Source organism: Achromobacter sp. Bel, assembly GCF_012928505.1.
Classification (GTDB): domain Bacteria; phylum Pseudomonadota; class Gammaproteobacteria; order Burkholderiales; family Burkholderiaceae_B; genus Achromobacter.
In genome coordinates, this window is sequence record NZ_JABBJN010000016.1 from 20,913 (window position 1) to 34,989 (window position 14,077).

At 64.7% G+C, this 14,077-nt stretch carries 9 protein-coding genes; 2 read left to right on the forward strand and 7 right to left on the reverse strand.

Annotation, left to right across the window (positions count from 1 at the left end):
- Positions 1-12: 12 nt before the first annotated feature.
- On the reverse strand, positions 13-6,246 hold the full coding sequence (locus tag HG262_RS12295) for an autotransporter outer membrane beta-barrel domain-containing protein (RefSeq protein WP_169271294.1): 6,234 nt from the start codon (positions 6,244-6,246) through the stop codon (positions 13-15).
- 596 nt (positions 6,247-6,842) lie between these two features.
- Between HG262_RS12295 and HG262_RS12300 the strand changes: the two genes are divergently transcribed.
- Entirely contained in the window at positions 6,843-7,286 is a 444-nt protein-coding gene (locus HG262_RS12300) for a DUF695 domain-containing protein (RefSeq protein ID WP_169271295.1), read from the forward strand.
- 193 nt (positions 7,287-7,479) lie between these two features.
- Here the strand turns inward: HG262_RS12300 and HG262_RS12305 are convergent, their stop codons facing one another.
- The 4 genes from HG262_RS12305 to HG262_RS12320 form a co-directional block, all read right to left on the reverse strand.
- Positions 7,480-8,475 (reverse strand): NADP-dependent oxidoreductase, encoded by a 996-nt coding sequence (locus tag HG262_RS12305; protein WP_169271296.1) that lies wholly within the window; start codon positions 8,473-8,475, stop codon positions 7,480-7,482.
- A gap of 72 nt (positions 8,476-8,547) precedes the next feature.
- Positions 8,548-9,336 carry an SDR family oxidoreductase gene (locus HG262_RS12310; protein WP_169271297.1) on the reverse strand — a complete coding sequence of 263 codons (789 nt, stop codon included), beginning with the start codon at positions 9,334-9,336 and terminating at the stop codon, positions 8,548-8,550.
- Positions 9,337-9,473: 137 nt separating this feature from the next.
- Entirely contained in the window at positions 9,474-10,328 is an 855-nt protein-coding gene (locus tag HG262_RS12315; RefSeq protein WP_169271298.1) for an alpha/beta hydrolase, read from the reverse strand.
- A 48-nt stretch (positions 10,329-10,376) separates the two neighbouring features.
- A complete protein-coding gene (locus HG262_RS12320; RefSeq protein WP_169271299.1) occupies positions 10,377-11,459 on the reverse strand; it encodes an alkene reductase in 1,083 nt (360 codons plus the stop codon).
- Between the two features lie 184 nt (positions 11,460-11,643).
- Between HG262_RS12320 and HG262_RS12325 the strand changes: the two genes are divergently transcribed.
- Complete coding sequence (locus HG262_RS12325) at positions 11,644-12,216, forward strand: TetR/AcrR family transcriptional regulator (RefSeq protein WP_169271300.1); 573 nt, start codon at positions 11,644-11,646, stop codon at positions 12,214-12,216.
- A 109-nt stretch (positions 12,217-12,325) separates the two neighbouring features.
- On the opposite strand, the gene HG262_RS12330 is transcribed toward HG262_RS12325, so the two are convergent.
- Together HG262_RS12330 and HG262_RS12335 are read right to left on the reverse strand one after the other, a co-directional pair.
- Positions 12,326-13,450: an alkene reductase gene (locus HG262_RS12330; protein ID WP_169271301.1), complete on the reverse strand. Its 1,125-nt coding sequence runs from the start codon at positions 13,448-13,450 to the stop codon at positions 12,326-12,328.
- A 117-nt stretch (positions 13,451-13,567) separates the two neighbouring features.
- Entirely contained in the window at positions 13,568-14,020 is a 453-nt protein-coding gene (locus HG262_RS12335; protein ID WP_169271302.1) for a MarR family winged helix-turn-helix transcriptional regulator, read from the reverse strand.
- Between the last annotated feature and the right edge of the window lie 57 nt (positions 14,021-14,077).

Below are 14,077 nucleotides of genomic sequence, written 5' to 3' on the forward strand. Positions count from 1 at the left end.
CCACGCGCGCACTCAGAACGGCACCATCACCTTCAGCGCCGCGCTGTGGCTGCTTACGTGCTCTGAGAACTGGCCTTCGTACTGCAGGCGGAAATCCACGCTGCCCGCCTTCATCACCGCCAGCCCCGCCCCCACCTTGCCGACCACGTCATCGACAGGCAGCGTGGTGTCGAACGCGCCCGTGCCTTGCGGCGCGCCGCGCAAGCGCGCGCTGGAGGTCCAGTCGTCCTGCGACAGGAAGGACGCGCCCGCATACAGGAATGGGCGCAGCATCGCCCCGTTCTTCAGTTCCGCGCGGCCGCCTATTTCGATCATGGGCGACAGGCCCATGACGAACTGGTCGCTGCTGTCGACCGACAACGCCAGCGGATTGGAGCCGGACTCCTTGTACGCGGGCATGCGGCTGTAGCTGAAGTCCAGATCCACGTAAGGCTTCACATACAGGTTGTCGTGCGCGAAGGTGCGGGCCGCGCGCAGCCGCGCATTGAAGCCGTACACGTCGGGCCGGCTGGACAAGGTTTCCTGATAGCCTGCGATGTCGATGCCGCGGTCCATCCGATAGCCGCCATAACCGCCGCCCAACGCCGCGGAGAACACCCACTGCCCCTCCTCCCGCTTCAGCACCATGCCGGCGTAGCCGCTGTCGCCATTACCGCTGACGCTGCCGTCGCTGGCGCGCACATGGCTGCTTTCATACGCCATCGAGCCGCCCAGGAACCAGCCGGGGCTGACCTCGCGCTGGCCGCCGACTTGATACGTGACGGTGTCGTAGTTGAAGCCCGAGGTACCGCCGCTGCCGTCCTGACGGGTGGAGCGCCCGCTTACCTGGCCCCAGAAGCAATTCTGCTCACCCGTCATCGCGTCCGTGCCGGTGAACGTGGGGCACGACATCATGGCGCTGGTGAACTGCCCCAGGTTGGCCGCGGACTGCACCGCAGGCGCGAGGGTCACGCCGGGCGACAGCGTGGCAAGGCTGTCCCGGTAGGCGCCGGCACTCTGACGCGAGGCCAGGTCCAGTTGCGCGAACAGCGGCGCCAGCGCGGAGTTGCCGCCGGCGTCCCAGATGCGCTGCAGGTTGCTCCCGACCTGGCCCTGGTTCGCTTTCAAGCCCATGGAAGGCGCGTTGAAATCCGCCGATTCGACCCGAATGCGGGTTTCCGGCCCGACCTGGCGCACTTCGTAGTCAAAGACCGGGCTGTCCACCGCGGTAAGCGCTCCCTGCGAGGTGCCCTTCACCGTCAGTACGGACAGTTCGCGCTTGGGCAACAGGGCTTGCGGCAGCACGTCCATGCCTCCCGCGAGGTTGGCGTCGCCCTCCACGACCATGTGCGAGGACCGCAGCTTGTCGAAATCGACGTCGGCACGCAGCACGCCGCTGCCGGACTGGGTCAGGCTGCCGCTGACCGTCAGCGTCTGGAACTGACCGGGCTTTCCGATCACGATCAGCCCGTCATTGCGGACGTTGCCGTTGTAGGCCACGGCATCGGTGGCTACCGCCCCGGCGTTATTGTTGAGGAAGCAGGCGCTGTTGCCGTCCGCATTGGTGCACGACAGGCTGCCCGAAAGCGTGCCGTAGTTGTCAATGAAAAGCACGGAACCGAACGAGGTGGAGCTCTTTCCGTCGTAGCGCGCTGCCACGCCGGACAGGGCGCTTAGCGAGCCGCCGGCGGTCACGGTCAATCTGTTGTTCCAGCCCGTAGCGACCCAGACCCCGCTGCCGGATCCTGTCCCGCCTTGCACAAGGCCAGTGACGGTGACGGAGGACCCGCCGCCGTAGCTGGTGCTGTCGCTTTGCGCGAAGATACCGGCCGAGCCCGCCCCCGTGGCCTGTAGCGTGCCCGACTGCCTGACGCGAACCCCTCCGCCGCTACCGCCTTCCCCGTTGGATGCGATGGCGCCAGCGAAACCGCCTTGCGGGCCGCCGGCAAGGCCCCCCCCGCCACCGATGGACTGGGCGACGATGCCGTGCGCATTGTCGCCGCTAGTGGCCAGGCTGCCGTCAAAGGTAACCTTGACCTCGCCGCCTGAATCGCCAGAGGTATTGGCCGCGACAGACTGCCTGGAAAATCCCGTCGGATTGAATTGGATAGGTTGGGACACATCACCGACGATGCCGCCTCCACCGCCGATGGATTGGGTGACGATGCCGTGCGCGCCGGCGCCTCGCGTGGCGATGCTGCCGTTCAGGTTCAGGGTCACCGGGCCTCCCGAGGCGCCATAGGCGCTGTTGGACTGCTGGCTGCCCAGTTGGATCGTGCCCATGCCGATTGCGGTGCCCGAGGTCGCGATGCCCCCTCCGGCGCCGATGGACTGCACCACAACCCCCATCGCCCTGTCACCGTAGGTGTTCAGGTCCAGGCCAGTGGTGATTTCAATGGCGCCTGCGCTGCCATTACCGCTGGTGTTGCCTGCGGTCATGCTGAATTGCTGGCTACCGGGAACCGCTGCCGAACCGGCGCTGCCCACCATGGCAATGCCCCCGCCGCCGCCGATCGATTGCGCAACCAGACCATAGGCGCTGTCGCCCTGGGTCTGTATGTTGGCCCAGCTCCCCGAGGTGATGAGGATGTCGCCCCCATATCCGTTCGTGCCGCCCAACGATATCTGGCCACGCGCTTTCGGCGAGCCGGATCCCGCCATGCCGCCGCCCCCGCCGATGGACTGCAGCACGATGCCAGCCGCGCCGTAGCCTTCGGTGTGAAAGGCATTGGACCCGTTGTCGTTCAGCCAGGCCGTGATTTTTCCGCCATAGCCCCCGTCCCCCCCGCTGCCCCCGACGGCCAGGGTCACGTTGGACAGGGACACGCTGGACGACACCGTGGACGCTCCGCCCGCACCTCCCCCGCCGCCAATGGACTGCACCACGGCTGCGTCCGCGTAGTCGCCGTAGGTCTGCGTCCAGGCGCCCAGGATGGCGGGCGCGCTGCTGCTTCCGATGGCGCCGCCATTGCCGCCCGCGCCACCTGTTCCGCCCACGGCCACGTTGAGCTGGTAGGTCGTCCCGGAATCGTTCACCACGGGAAGCATGGACGGGGTGGCGCTATTGCCGCCCACGGCGCCGCCCAGGCCGCCGGAGCCGCCGATGCTTTGCACCAGCAGGCCGTCGGCGTCGGCGCCATAGGTGGTGATGTTGCCATCGCTGTTCAGGTTGATCGCGCCACCGTTACCGCCGCCGCCACCACCACGGCCGACGGACACCGAGCCGCGGACGTCCGTGGTGCTGTCCTCTTCGGTGGCGCTCACCTCCAGGCCAACCTGGCCGCCCTGCGATGCGCCACCGCCACCGCCGATGGACTGCACCAGCGCGGCTCGCGCGCCGTCGCCATGCGTGGTCACCGAACTAGTCGGATCTATCGTCAGGCTTGCCGTGCCGCCATTGCCGCCCGAGTTGCCGCTGCCGCCCAAGGCCAACGTGAGCGATACGTTGGCATCGGTATTGATGCTGCGGCCGGTGGCCGATCCCACGCCCCCCGCGCCGCCGCCGCCGCCCACGCTCTGCACCAGGATCGCATTGGCGGAATCGCCCGATGTGGTGACGCTGCTGCCCTGCATGACCAGCGACGCGGTGCCGCCCGTGTTGCCGCTGCCCCCGCTGCCGCCCAGCGCGGCCTGCAGCGATCCGCCGACCGAGTCGCCCGTGCCGATCACCGTCGACGTCGCCGAGGCGCTTCCCCCCGCACCGCCACCGCCGCCGATGGACTGCACGATCACGCCCTGCGCGTTCGCGCCGGTTGTCGTAATCCCGGCATTGGTCAGCGTGGCCGTGGCCGTGGCCCCTGCCCCGCCCGCGGCGCCCGACCCGCCCATGGCGAAGCTGACCGCGACGCCGAACGAGGCGTCCTCATCGGGAACGGCAACGGTCAAGGCCTTGGCCACCGACGCGCCGCCCGCGCCACCGCCGCCGCCGATGGATTGCACGAGCACGCCATGGGCATCGCTCGCGCCAGTCGTCACGCTGGAATTGGAAAGATTGGCTGCCGCCGTGCCGCCCATGCCGCCGTTTCCGCCCGTGCCGCCGATCGCGACCGCCATGGAAAACCCCACGCCGGCATCGTAGGCGGACGCGGCGCCCCCCGTCCCGCCGCCTCCCCCGATCGCCTGCGAAACGATGCCGTAGCCATGATCGCCCCACGTATAGACCGAATTCCCGGTCAGGTTGACCGTGGCCTGGCCGCCTGCGCCCCCGCCGCCGCCCGTGCCGCCGATCACGGCCACGCCGTTAGCGCTGCCCCCGTCGCCACCGCCGCCGCCGATGGATTGGGCCAACATGCCGATGGACGCCGAACCGTTGACGCTCAGGCTCCCGTTCTGGGCAATATTCACCGTACCCCCGGCCACGGCGCTGCCGCCAGCGCCGCCCACCGAGACGAGGCCGGCGCTGGCGCCCGCCGTGCCGCCCCCCCCGCCGATGGCTTGCGCCACGATGCCGTGCGACGACGTGCCATAGGTGGTAATGGCGGTGCGGCTATCGATGTTCACCGTGCCGCTGGCGCCGCCGTTGCCGGCAGCGGAGCCGGCATTGCCGAACATCTCGAAGTTCCCCGTGGTGGTGCCGCCGATGCCCCCCATCGACTGGCCCAGGATGCCGATCGAATAATCCCCCTGGGTCGTGATCGTGCCGCCGGCAGTTTGCGTCGACGCATCGCCCGTGGTCACATTGACCGTACCGCCGCCGCCGCCCACGCCCGCGTTTTCCGGCGTGAAATCGACCAGGCCGCTGCTGGTCTGCACCCCGCCACCCGTGCCCCCCACGCTGCGCGCGGCGACGCCGTGGGATTGGGTGCCGTAGGTGCTTATGCTGGCGCTGCCGCTCATGCCGACCGCGACGGTGCCGCCATTGCCGCCGTTGGCGCCATTACTGTTTTCGCGCCCGGGGCCGCCGTCGCCGCCCTGGCTGATCACGCTCACGCCGGGAAGATAGGAACCGCTGGTGGTGATCGACGACCCGTTGTTCAGCGTCACGGTCGCCGTCGAAAGGGCCGAGCCCCCGTTGCCGCCCCGTTCACCGGTGGTGTTGGTTTCCGTCATGGGTCCACCGCCGCCAGCCCCCCCGAGGCCCACCATCACGATGCCCCCAGACAGCGAGGCCAAGGTCGTCGGCGATTGCAGGGAATTAGTGGTGACCGAAATCTGGCCGTTGTTGACTGCCGCCATGGTGCCGAATCCGCCGCCCTGACCGCCGTTGTCGCTACCGTCGTTGGAGGTGAATCCCGCATTGCCCTGGCTCGTGACATACAGCCCGCGCACGCCATTGGTCAGGAGGTTGCTGGTGGCGCTGCCCGGAACCTCCACATTGACCTGCACCTTTCCGCTGTTCGTGATGATCGTGGTGGCGGCGGGGTTTCCGCCACCGCCCGTGCCGCCCCAACCGTTGTCCATGCCGCCGGCGCCGCCCAGCGATTCCGCACCGATGCCCCAGGCATAACGGCCCGCGCTGTTGGACGACACCGAAACCGAACCGGTATTGGTGATATTGACGATATCGCTGTTGCCGCCGTTGCCGCCTACCTGGTCGCTGCCCACGGCGCTCATCTGGTTGCCGCCGGCGCCGCCTATGCTGGCCCCGTAGATGCCAACGCCGCCATAAGGCAGGCTCTGCATCTGGACCTGCCCGATGTTGCTGATATTGACGGCCGACCCATTGCCGCCGCTACCGCCACTGCCACCGCCGAAGTTATCCGGCGGCGTGCCGCCCGTGCCGCCCACCGATGCGCCGTAGATGCCGAACTGTGCGCTGTAGTCGTCCCAGACGCCCGGCGCGGACCCTTGCGCGGTCTCCGCCGGAGAGACGTCGGTCTCGGCCGATCCATAGTTGGTGATGGTGATCGCGCCGCCCCAACCGCCAAAGGTGCCGCTGTCCTTGCCGTCCGGTGAACCCGTGCCGCCCTTCAGGCGCACCAGCAGCGCCGCTTGCAAGGGGTTGGGACCCAAGTAGCCGCTGTTGACCACGATGTAGTTGCCGCCATAGCCGCCGTTGTCGGTACCCGAGCCCGTGCCGCCGGTGTAATCGACGGTCAGGTTGCCACTCTGGTTCGAGGCCACCGTGCAGGTGGTCGTGCTCGAGCTGGACGAAGTCGGCGACGGACAGGAGATGTCGGCCATCGCGGGCTGCGCCAGGATCAGGCCGATGGCGGTCATCGACATCGAGGACAGCCGCCCCAGATGGGGCCGCGCGGGCCGCGGGACCGGTTCGAATACGGCGGCGACACTCCTGCGCGCCGTCAGATTGGCAGTCAGCTTCTTCATCTCTGGTCCTTTGCAGGCAGTGGGATCCGCACGATCGCCCGCGGCTGTTTCAAATTAAGTCGTAGACGTTTCGATTTAATTCGTGGACCAGAGAAAACACATGCTTTTTTCGACGAATCGTGGATTTGCTTCGTCGGAATGAAACGCCGGCTTCAGGCGCCGGCTTTTTGTGCGGAATCCGCGCGTAAGGATTCGAGCAAATTTCAGTAAACGTAAGTGAATACGACATTCCCCCCAAGTATCTTCCCCAAATAACGGCCGGTGGACCACAGGCGGCCGTGACGCACCGCCCGTCTTGGCCTCGGCATCGGGATCGATGGCTTGCGATAGACTCCGGGGTTGTTCTTGATGACAACCTTCGTCCCTGCCCGAACGACAGCCGAGACTGCGGGCGATATCGCAACGCGTATTCCGCAAGACCGTAATCGGCTTCCTTTGGATGCGCGGTTCAGCAAACGATTCATCGACAAGCTATGGAAATTAGCCCGGCCTGTCGGGTTTCCGGTCGTCAGCGCATGCGCGCAAGGTTGTCTCGGCACCAAGCGCTGAACCCGTCGGTTCGGCTTCTATTCGGTTTCTACTATGGAATTTATTCAATGGGCAGCATGTTCCCAGGCGATCTGTGGGCGGTGGGTGAAACTCACGTCAACGGCTTATCGGTCATCGTTCGTTTTCGCACCGGGCTGCCGTCAGCGCCTGATCGTCAGATCAATGAGAACCTGGTCTTGATCTCCTGGCCCTATACGGGCATCGAGTCCGGCATGCCCAATGACGAAGACAAGAGGAATACCAATAGCTTTGAAGAGGCCATCGAGAAGGGCTTCGAGAACTCCAATGTCGGCGTGCAGGTGGCTTGCCTGACCGGCAATCATTTGAAGGAGTGGCGTTACTACACCCATGACGTCGAAGGCTTCCTGGATGCGTTCAATGCATGCCTGGCGGGGCATCCTGTCTACCCCATCAACCTGCGCGTGTTCAAAGACCCCGATTGGAATGCGCTGTCGGAATTACAGCCCGAAGGCTCAGAACAGATTCATTGAATGACGGCCCAGGCTGCCCCCTCAGCCTGGGTTTGAATCCGGGCATTCGCCGACACCGACGATATCCTTGTTTTGATCCGTTCTTAACTCGTGCATTGCAGGTGAAACCTTGATCAGGTGCCGCTTTGTGTCGCCCCCTTCCAAAGCGGACCTCCCCCTAAATCACACTTATGCAGTGCGGATCGACAGTTGGTCATGGCACCGAGACGCTGACCTTTCCTTTTGATCTTCCCGACTCGACGTAGGCAAGTGCCTCTGTAACCGCTTCCAACGGGAATGCGCGGTCCAAGATCGGTTTGATGACGCCGGCCTCAATAAGCCGGGTGATTTCTTTCAACTGATGTCCGTCCGCACGCATGAATACGAAGTCATACCGGATACCGCGCTTGGCGGCTTTCTTTCGGATGCCTCGGCTTAGCAGGCGCATCACCAGCTTGAGTCCCCAGGAGAGCCCTTGCTGTTCGGCAAAGGCCGGCGTCGGCGAACCCGAAATGGAAATGAGGTGGCCGCCCGGTCTGAGGACCTTGAGCGATTTCTCCAGCACATCGTTGCCCAGGCTATTGAGGACGACGTCGAAGTCACGAAGCTCGTTCTCAAACTGCTGGGTGCGGTAGTCGATGACGACATCCGCGCCAAGTTCCTTCACCCACTGAACGTTGCTGGTGCCGGTCGTGGTGGCGACGAACGCCCCAAGATGCTTGGCGAGCTGGATGGCAATGGTGCCTACGCCACCGGAACCTGCATGGATCAGGACTTTCTGTCCCGGCTTGAGCTTTGCCGTCTCGACGAGTACCTGCCAGGCGGTCAGCGCCACCAGCGGCACGGCGGCGGCATGCTCCATGTCCAGGTTGCCGGGCTTGAGCGCCAGCGCGGCTTCGTTCACCGCGATCAGTTCGGCGAAGCCGCCGATCCGGTCATCGGGCGGACGCGCGTAGACCTCGTCACCCGCCTTGAAATGGCGGACATTGCTGCCGACACGCACGACCTTTCCAGCAAAGTCGTTGCCCAATATCAGCGGCAGACGATAAGGCAGAATCAGCTTGAACTCTCCACTGCGGATCTTCGAGTCGAGCAGATTGACGCTGGCCGCATGCACCTGCACCAGAACGTCGTTATCCCCGACAGTCGGTTCAGGCTGTTCGCCAATACGGCCGGCCTCTTTGTAACGCTCAATAAAAAAAGCCTTCATAGCCTCTTAGTCCTTTGAGTCTTGATGTTGATCAGCCTGAGCATCACGCCTGCCGCCCATCAAACTACGCGTTCAGGCGCCGGCGCGGTAGCGATCGGCCGCCTGCGCCTGGCGCAGGTCACCGAACAGAGCCAGACGCGCGCCATCCAGCGCATCCCAACGCTCGGCCACATGCAGCGGCGGGATGGTCACCGCCTCGCGGTGATCAAACCCAACCAGAGCCGCATCGACCAGTTCGCCGACCTCCATCAGGTCCGGCAACGTGTTGATGTCGATGCCCGCGCGTTCCCAGATCTCGGTGCGCGTGCCTGCGGGAAGCACGGCCTGGACGTACACGCCTTTCGGCCCCAGCTCCAGGGCCAGCCCCTGAGAGAGAAACAGCACGAAGGCCTTGGTCGCACCGTAGATGGACATACCGAACTCCGGGGCGAATCCCACCACCGAACCGATGTTGACGATGGCGCCGCCGCCCGCCTTCGCCAGGCGCGGCGCGATCGCTGCGGCAAGCTGGGTAGGCGCCGTGGCGTTCAGGGTTATCAGCCGCGCGACGCTGTCAGGGGTCTGCTCGACAAAGGGACCGGACTGGGCCAACCCCGCGTTGTTGATGAGCGTCCCGATGCGATCATCGTCGCGCAGCCGAGCCGACACCGCCTCCAGCCCTTCAGGCTGGGTCAGGTCCGCACGCAGGACGTCGACGGCAACACCGGTCTCATCGCGCAAGCGGCTCGCCAGCACATCGAGGCGCGCCTGATCGCGTGCGACAAGCACCAGGTCATCGCCACGGCGAGCAAAGCGATCGGCGTAGGTGGCGCCAATCCCCGAGGACGCGCCAGTAATCAAAACAGTGGAAAACGCAGACATTGTTGAAATTTCCTATAGCAACGGGAAGTGCGGGCATGTGGAGGGCCGGCGATCCGCTTGGGTTGCAACCACCTCGATCACGCCGGGCAGAAGCGGCCAGTCGCGTGCGGGCGCCCCGCGTCATGCGATCGCAGTCGTCAGGCCGGCTCGGCCGGCGGATCCAGGAACAAGGCGGTCTGGTGCACAAACTGCAGCGGATACTGAAACTGCGAACCATGCCCCGAATCCGGATACAGGATCAGTTGCGCGTTGGGGATGTGCTGCTGCAAGGTAAACGCATTGATGGCGGGGACCATGATGTCGGTCTGGCCATTGACCACCAGCGTGGGCTGGGTGATCTCCTTCAGGTACGCAAAGTCATCATCACGCGGCGCGCTCCACTCGGTGATGGCCGCGAATTGACCCTTCATTGCCTCCACCGAGGACGGCGGATCCAGGTCCTGGCGCTTGTGGCGCCGCTGCCAGAAGGCGCGGCCAGCGGCCTGGCTCTTCTCCGAAGGAGAGAAGAACAGGAAGAGAAAGTCTTCTTCGACAGGTACCGGATTCGCCGCGGTCTGGAAAATCCTGGGGTCGTCGGGTCCCGTGCCGCCACGCGGCCCCGTGCCCACCAGCACCAGCTTGCGCACCAGCGACGGGTAACGATGCGCCAGACTCTGCGCGACGAAGCCCCCGATGGAAAAGCCCAGCACATCCGCCGCCGCAGGCAGGGCAAGGGCTTTGATGAAATCGGCGATGCCATCGGCCATGCCATCGACCGTTTGGGCCGGTTCGCTGCCAGAGCTGGCAACCCCGGCGTAGTTGACCAGGATGACGGGCCGGCCCTGGGCCAGTCCGTCGGTGACGAGCGGATCCCAGTTGTCCAGGCCGCCCCGGAAGTGTTGCAGGAAGACCAGCGGTGTGCCGGTTGCGGCGCCAAAGCGGCGATAGGCATAGCGGACACCGTTGGCCACCAGGAACTGGGTGGGGGCTGTCACATGCGTGGAAGTCGTCATGACAAAATCTCAGAGAGTGTTTGGTTCGCCTGGGTTGCGGCGCCTGAATCAGCCGGCCAGCGTCGGGTAGTCGGTATAGCCCTCGGCTCCGCCGCCATACAACGTGGCCGGGTTGAGCTGCGCCAGCGGCGCACCGGTCTTCAGCCGCTCAACCAGATCGGGGTTGGCAATGAACTTGTGCCCGAATGCGAACAGGTCGGCCTTGCCTGCGTTCAGGCGCTCGGTGGCTAACTCGCGGTCGTAGCCGTTATTGGCGATGTAGGTGCGCGTGAAGCGCTTGCGCAGCGAGTCGTAATCGAACGGCGCGAAGTCGCGCGGACCGCCGGGCGCACCTTCGACCACGTGCAGGTACACCAGCCCCAGTGCATCGAGCTTGTCCACCAGGTAGTCGAACTGCGGTTGCGGATCCGAGCTGGAAATTCCGTTGACCGGGCCCACCGGCGAAATGCGAATTCCCGTGCGCTCTGCGCCGACTTCCTTGACCACCGCTTCGGCCACCTCCAGGACGAAGCGGGCACGGTTCTCCACGGAACCGCCGTATTCGTCGGTGCGCTGGTTGGCGCCGTCCTTGAGGAACTGGTCGAGCAGGTAGCCGTTGGCGGCATGAATTTCCACGCCATCGAAGCCGGCGGCGATGGCATTGGCTGCGGCCTGACGGAAGTCGTTGACGATACCCGGCAGTTCGCCAAGCGCCAGCGCACGCGGCTCGGAGACCTCGACAAAGCTGTTGTTCACGAAAGTCTTGGCCTGGGCGCGGATGGCGGAGGGCGCCACTGGCGCGGCGCCGACCTTTTGCAGGGACAGGTGCGAGATGCGGCCGACATGCCATAACTGCAGGAAGATCTTGCTGCCCCTGGCATGGACTGCTTCGGTGACCTTGCGCCAGCCATCGATCTGCGCCTGGGTATAGATGCCGGGCGTGTCCTGGTAGCCCTGCCCTTGCTGCGAGATCTGGGTGGCCTCGGTGATCAGCAGGCCGGCGCTGGCGCGCTGGATGTAATAGGTGGCTGCGAGCTCACCCGGCACGAAACCCTTGCCCGCGCGGTTACGTGTCAACGGCGCCAGAACGATGCGGTTGGCGAGCTTCAGGGAGCCCAGTGTATAAGGCTCAAACAGTGTCTTGTCGGTCATGCGTTCTTCCTTTCTGCGTTGGGTGCAATGGGGACACAAAAGTGGGACCGCGCCGCCAGCGCAGCCTGAAAATTTGACGAATCATTATGATGATGACCATAATAAATAAAGTCAAGACTTTGATGTTGGTCGTCATATAACTGGTTTCGACCGTCGACACTGCCGAACACGAGAGGAGTAGGAAATGAGAGTTAGCAGAGCGCAGGCTCAGGAGAACCGCACGCGCGTCGTTGACACCGCGTCGGCGCTGTTTCGTGAGCGTGGCTACGATGGCATCGGAGTGGTTGAGCTGATGGCTGCAGCAGGTCTGAGCCATGGGGGGTTCTACAACCAGTTCAAATCCAAGGCGGCATTGATGAGCGAAGCCGCTGCATGCGGCCTTGCACGTTCGAGCGTGGAAATGGCTGACGTCGATGTGGGTCGCTTCATCACGCACTACCTTTCACGCAAGCATCGAGATTCGCGCGCCGACGGCTGCACCATTGCCGCACTCGGTGGCGATGCGGCGCGTCAGGACGATGAAATCAAGAGCGTGTTCCAGACGGGGATCGTGGCGATGGTCGACGGTTTCACGGAGAGGCTGGCCGCAGATGGCTTGCCACACACCCGCGCACACGTGCTGTCCATGGTGGCGCAGATGGTCGGCGCGCTCATGCTTTCGCGCGCTTGCCCGGACGATGCGCCGATCGCCGATGAAATACTGGATACCTGTCGCGCGGACCTGCTCGCGCAACTTTCCGGCGCGCCAGCGAAATAGACGCGGCCTGATCCGCCGCGCCGCTGCTCGCCCCCGCCCGTCGCACGAAGCGAGGCAACGCGATCGCGGCGTCCGGCGGACTGCCTCCCAAGCCGGAACTACGGATGTATCAACCCGGCTCCGTCTGGACAGACGCTTCGCAAGTCGGATAGTCCACGTAGCCCTCGGCGCCGCCCCCATAGAATGTGGCCCGGTTGTACGGATTCAGGCCCAGGCCCCGGCGTGCTCGCTCGGGAAGATCCGGATTGGCGATGAACAGGCGCCCGAACGCCACCGCGTCTGCACGGGCTTCGTCAATTGCGGCTGCGGCCGTGCCGGGCTGGTAGTTGCCTGCTGCGATGAGCACGTTGGGCCAATACGGCCGGAACAGCTCCGAAGAGAAAGGCACGTTCTGATGATCGACTTCGGCCTGGCCGGCTCCGCTGGCCCGCGGTTCGATCAGGTGCAGATACGCCAAGCCCAGGCCAGCAAGGCGCTCGATCAGGTAGGTGTACAGCGGCAGCGGGTCGTCCTCGCCACTCCCATTGGCCACGCCGAAAGGCGACAACCGAATCCCGACCCGATCCGCCCCGAACACCGCCGACACCGCGTGCGCCACCTCCAGCACGAGACGGCTTCGATTCTCGATCGAACCGCCGTACGCGTCCGTGCGCTGGTTGCTGCGGCGCTGCAGGAATTGCTCGAGAAGATATCCGTTGGCGCCGTGGATCTCTACCCCGTCGAATCCCGCGCGCTGCGCGCTGAGGGCGGCGCGCGCGTAATCCTCGACGATCGAGGCGATCTCGTGGGTCTCTAACGCGCGCGGCGTTTCAAAGGGAGCGCGATCAAAGGTTGCCGTGAACGCATTGCCGGGCGCTGGGATGGCCGACGGCGCGACCGGCAACCGGCCATTCAGCAGTGATGAATGCGAGATTCGGCCGACGTGCCATAGCTGCAGGAAGACAAAGCCGCCTTTTTCGTGGATAGCCTTGGTGACCGCTTTCCAGCCTGCGATCTGCGCTTCGCTGTGGATGCCGGGTGTCGCAGGCATACCTTGGCCAGACGGTGAAATCTGCGTCCCCTCGGTGATGATGAGGCCGCCCTGCGACGCACGCTGACGGTAATACTCCACGTTGAGTTCGCCAGGCACATTACCTGGCTGTGCCGCGCGCATCCGGGTAAGCGGCGCCATGACCACACGATGGGAGAGCGTGATGGCGCCGAGCTTCAGCGGCGAGAACAGTGCTTCGGTCATTCTGGATGTGTCCTTAATCAAGCGTTGATGCAGAGATTGATCCTGTTTTCAGCCTGGCCGCGGCGTTTGTCGCCGCCAGGGCGCAAAGCCACGACGTAGCCTCCAGAGCCCGCCGCTTTATAGACCGTCGTCCCCAGTCTCGTCTGCCAGGCTGGCCATGCAAGCGTCCAGCAACAGGTGCAGCTCGGCAACACGCGCCTCGCCAAGGCGTTCATTGAGCGCTGTTTGAGCCAGCCTCCAGGCGCGCTGTCCCTCCGCGCGTTTGGCGATACCCGCCTCCGTCACCTGAACCAGGCGGCTGCGCGCATCGGATCCTGTACCAATCGTAAGAAAGCCCTGGGCCGCCAAGGGCTGCAAATTGCGCGTGAGCGTGGAGGCATCCATCTGCATATGACGCGCCAGATCCCCCGGCCGGATCGGGCCCAGCCTGATCACGTGCGACAGCAAGGCGTACTGCGTGTTTTTCAACCCTGCCCTGGCGACATACTGGTCGTAGTGCCGCGTCACCACGCGATCAAGCTGGCGCAGCTTCAAGTGAGTACAGCCTTGCGGCTTGGTGGCGTTATTCATGCTATATATTGTACCTACAATTATTGTACCTACAAGTATGTGATTGATGGAGCGCCG

What these genes read in the sequence shown, in the direction of transcription:
- HG262_RS12310 (WP_169271297.1), bottom strand. Translation starts at nt 9,336, where the DNA reads ATGTCTGCGTTTTCCACTGTTTTGATTACTGGCGCGTCCTCGGGGATT.
- HG262_RS12335 (WP_169271302.1), bottom strand. Translation starts at nt 14,020, where the DNA reads ATGAATAACGCCACCAAGCCGCAAGGCTGTACTCACTTGAAGCTGCGC.
- HG262_RS12320 (WP_169271299.1), bottom strand. Translation starts at nt 11,459, where the DNA reads ATGACCGACAAGACACTGTTTGAGCCTTATACACTGGGCTCCCTGAAG.
- HG262_RS12325 (WP_169271300.1), top strand. Translation starts at nt 11,644, where the DNA reads ATGAGAGTTAGCAGAGCGCAGGCTCAGGAGAACCGCACGCGCGTCGTT.
- HG262_RS12315 (WP_169271298.1), bottom strand. Translation starts at nt 10,328, where the DNA reads ATGACGACTTCCACGCATGTGACAGCCCCCACCCAGTTCCTGGTGGCC.
- HG262_RS12305 (WP_169271296.1), bottom strand. Translation starts at nt 8,475, where the DNA reads ATGAAGGCTTTTTTTATTGAGCGTTACAAAGAGGCCGGCCGTATTGGC.
- HG262_RS12300 (WP_169271295.1), top strand. Translation starts at nt 6,843, where the DNA reads ATGGGCAGCATGTTCCCAGGCGATCTGTGGGCGGTGGGTGAAACTCAC.
- HG262_RS12330 (WP_169271301.1), bottom strand. Translation starts at nt 13,450, where the DNA reads ATGACCGAAGCACTGTTCTCGCCGCTGAAGCTCGGCGCCATCACGCTC.
- HG262_RS12295 (WP_169271294.1), bottom strand. Translation starts at nt 6,246, where the DNA reads ATGAAGAAGCTGACTGCCAATCTGACGGCGCGCAGGAGTGTCGCCGCC.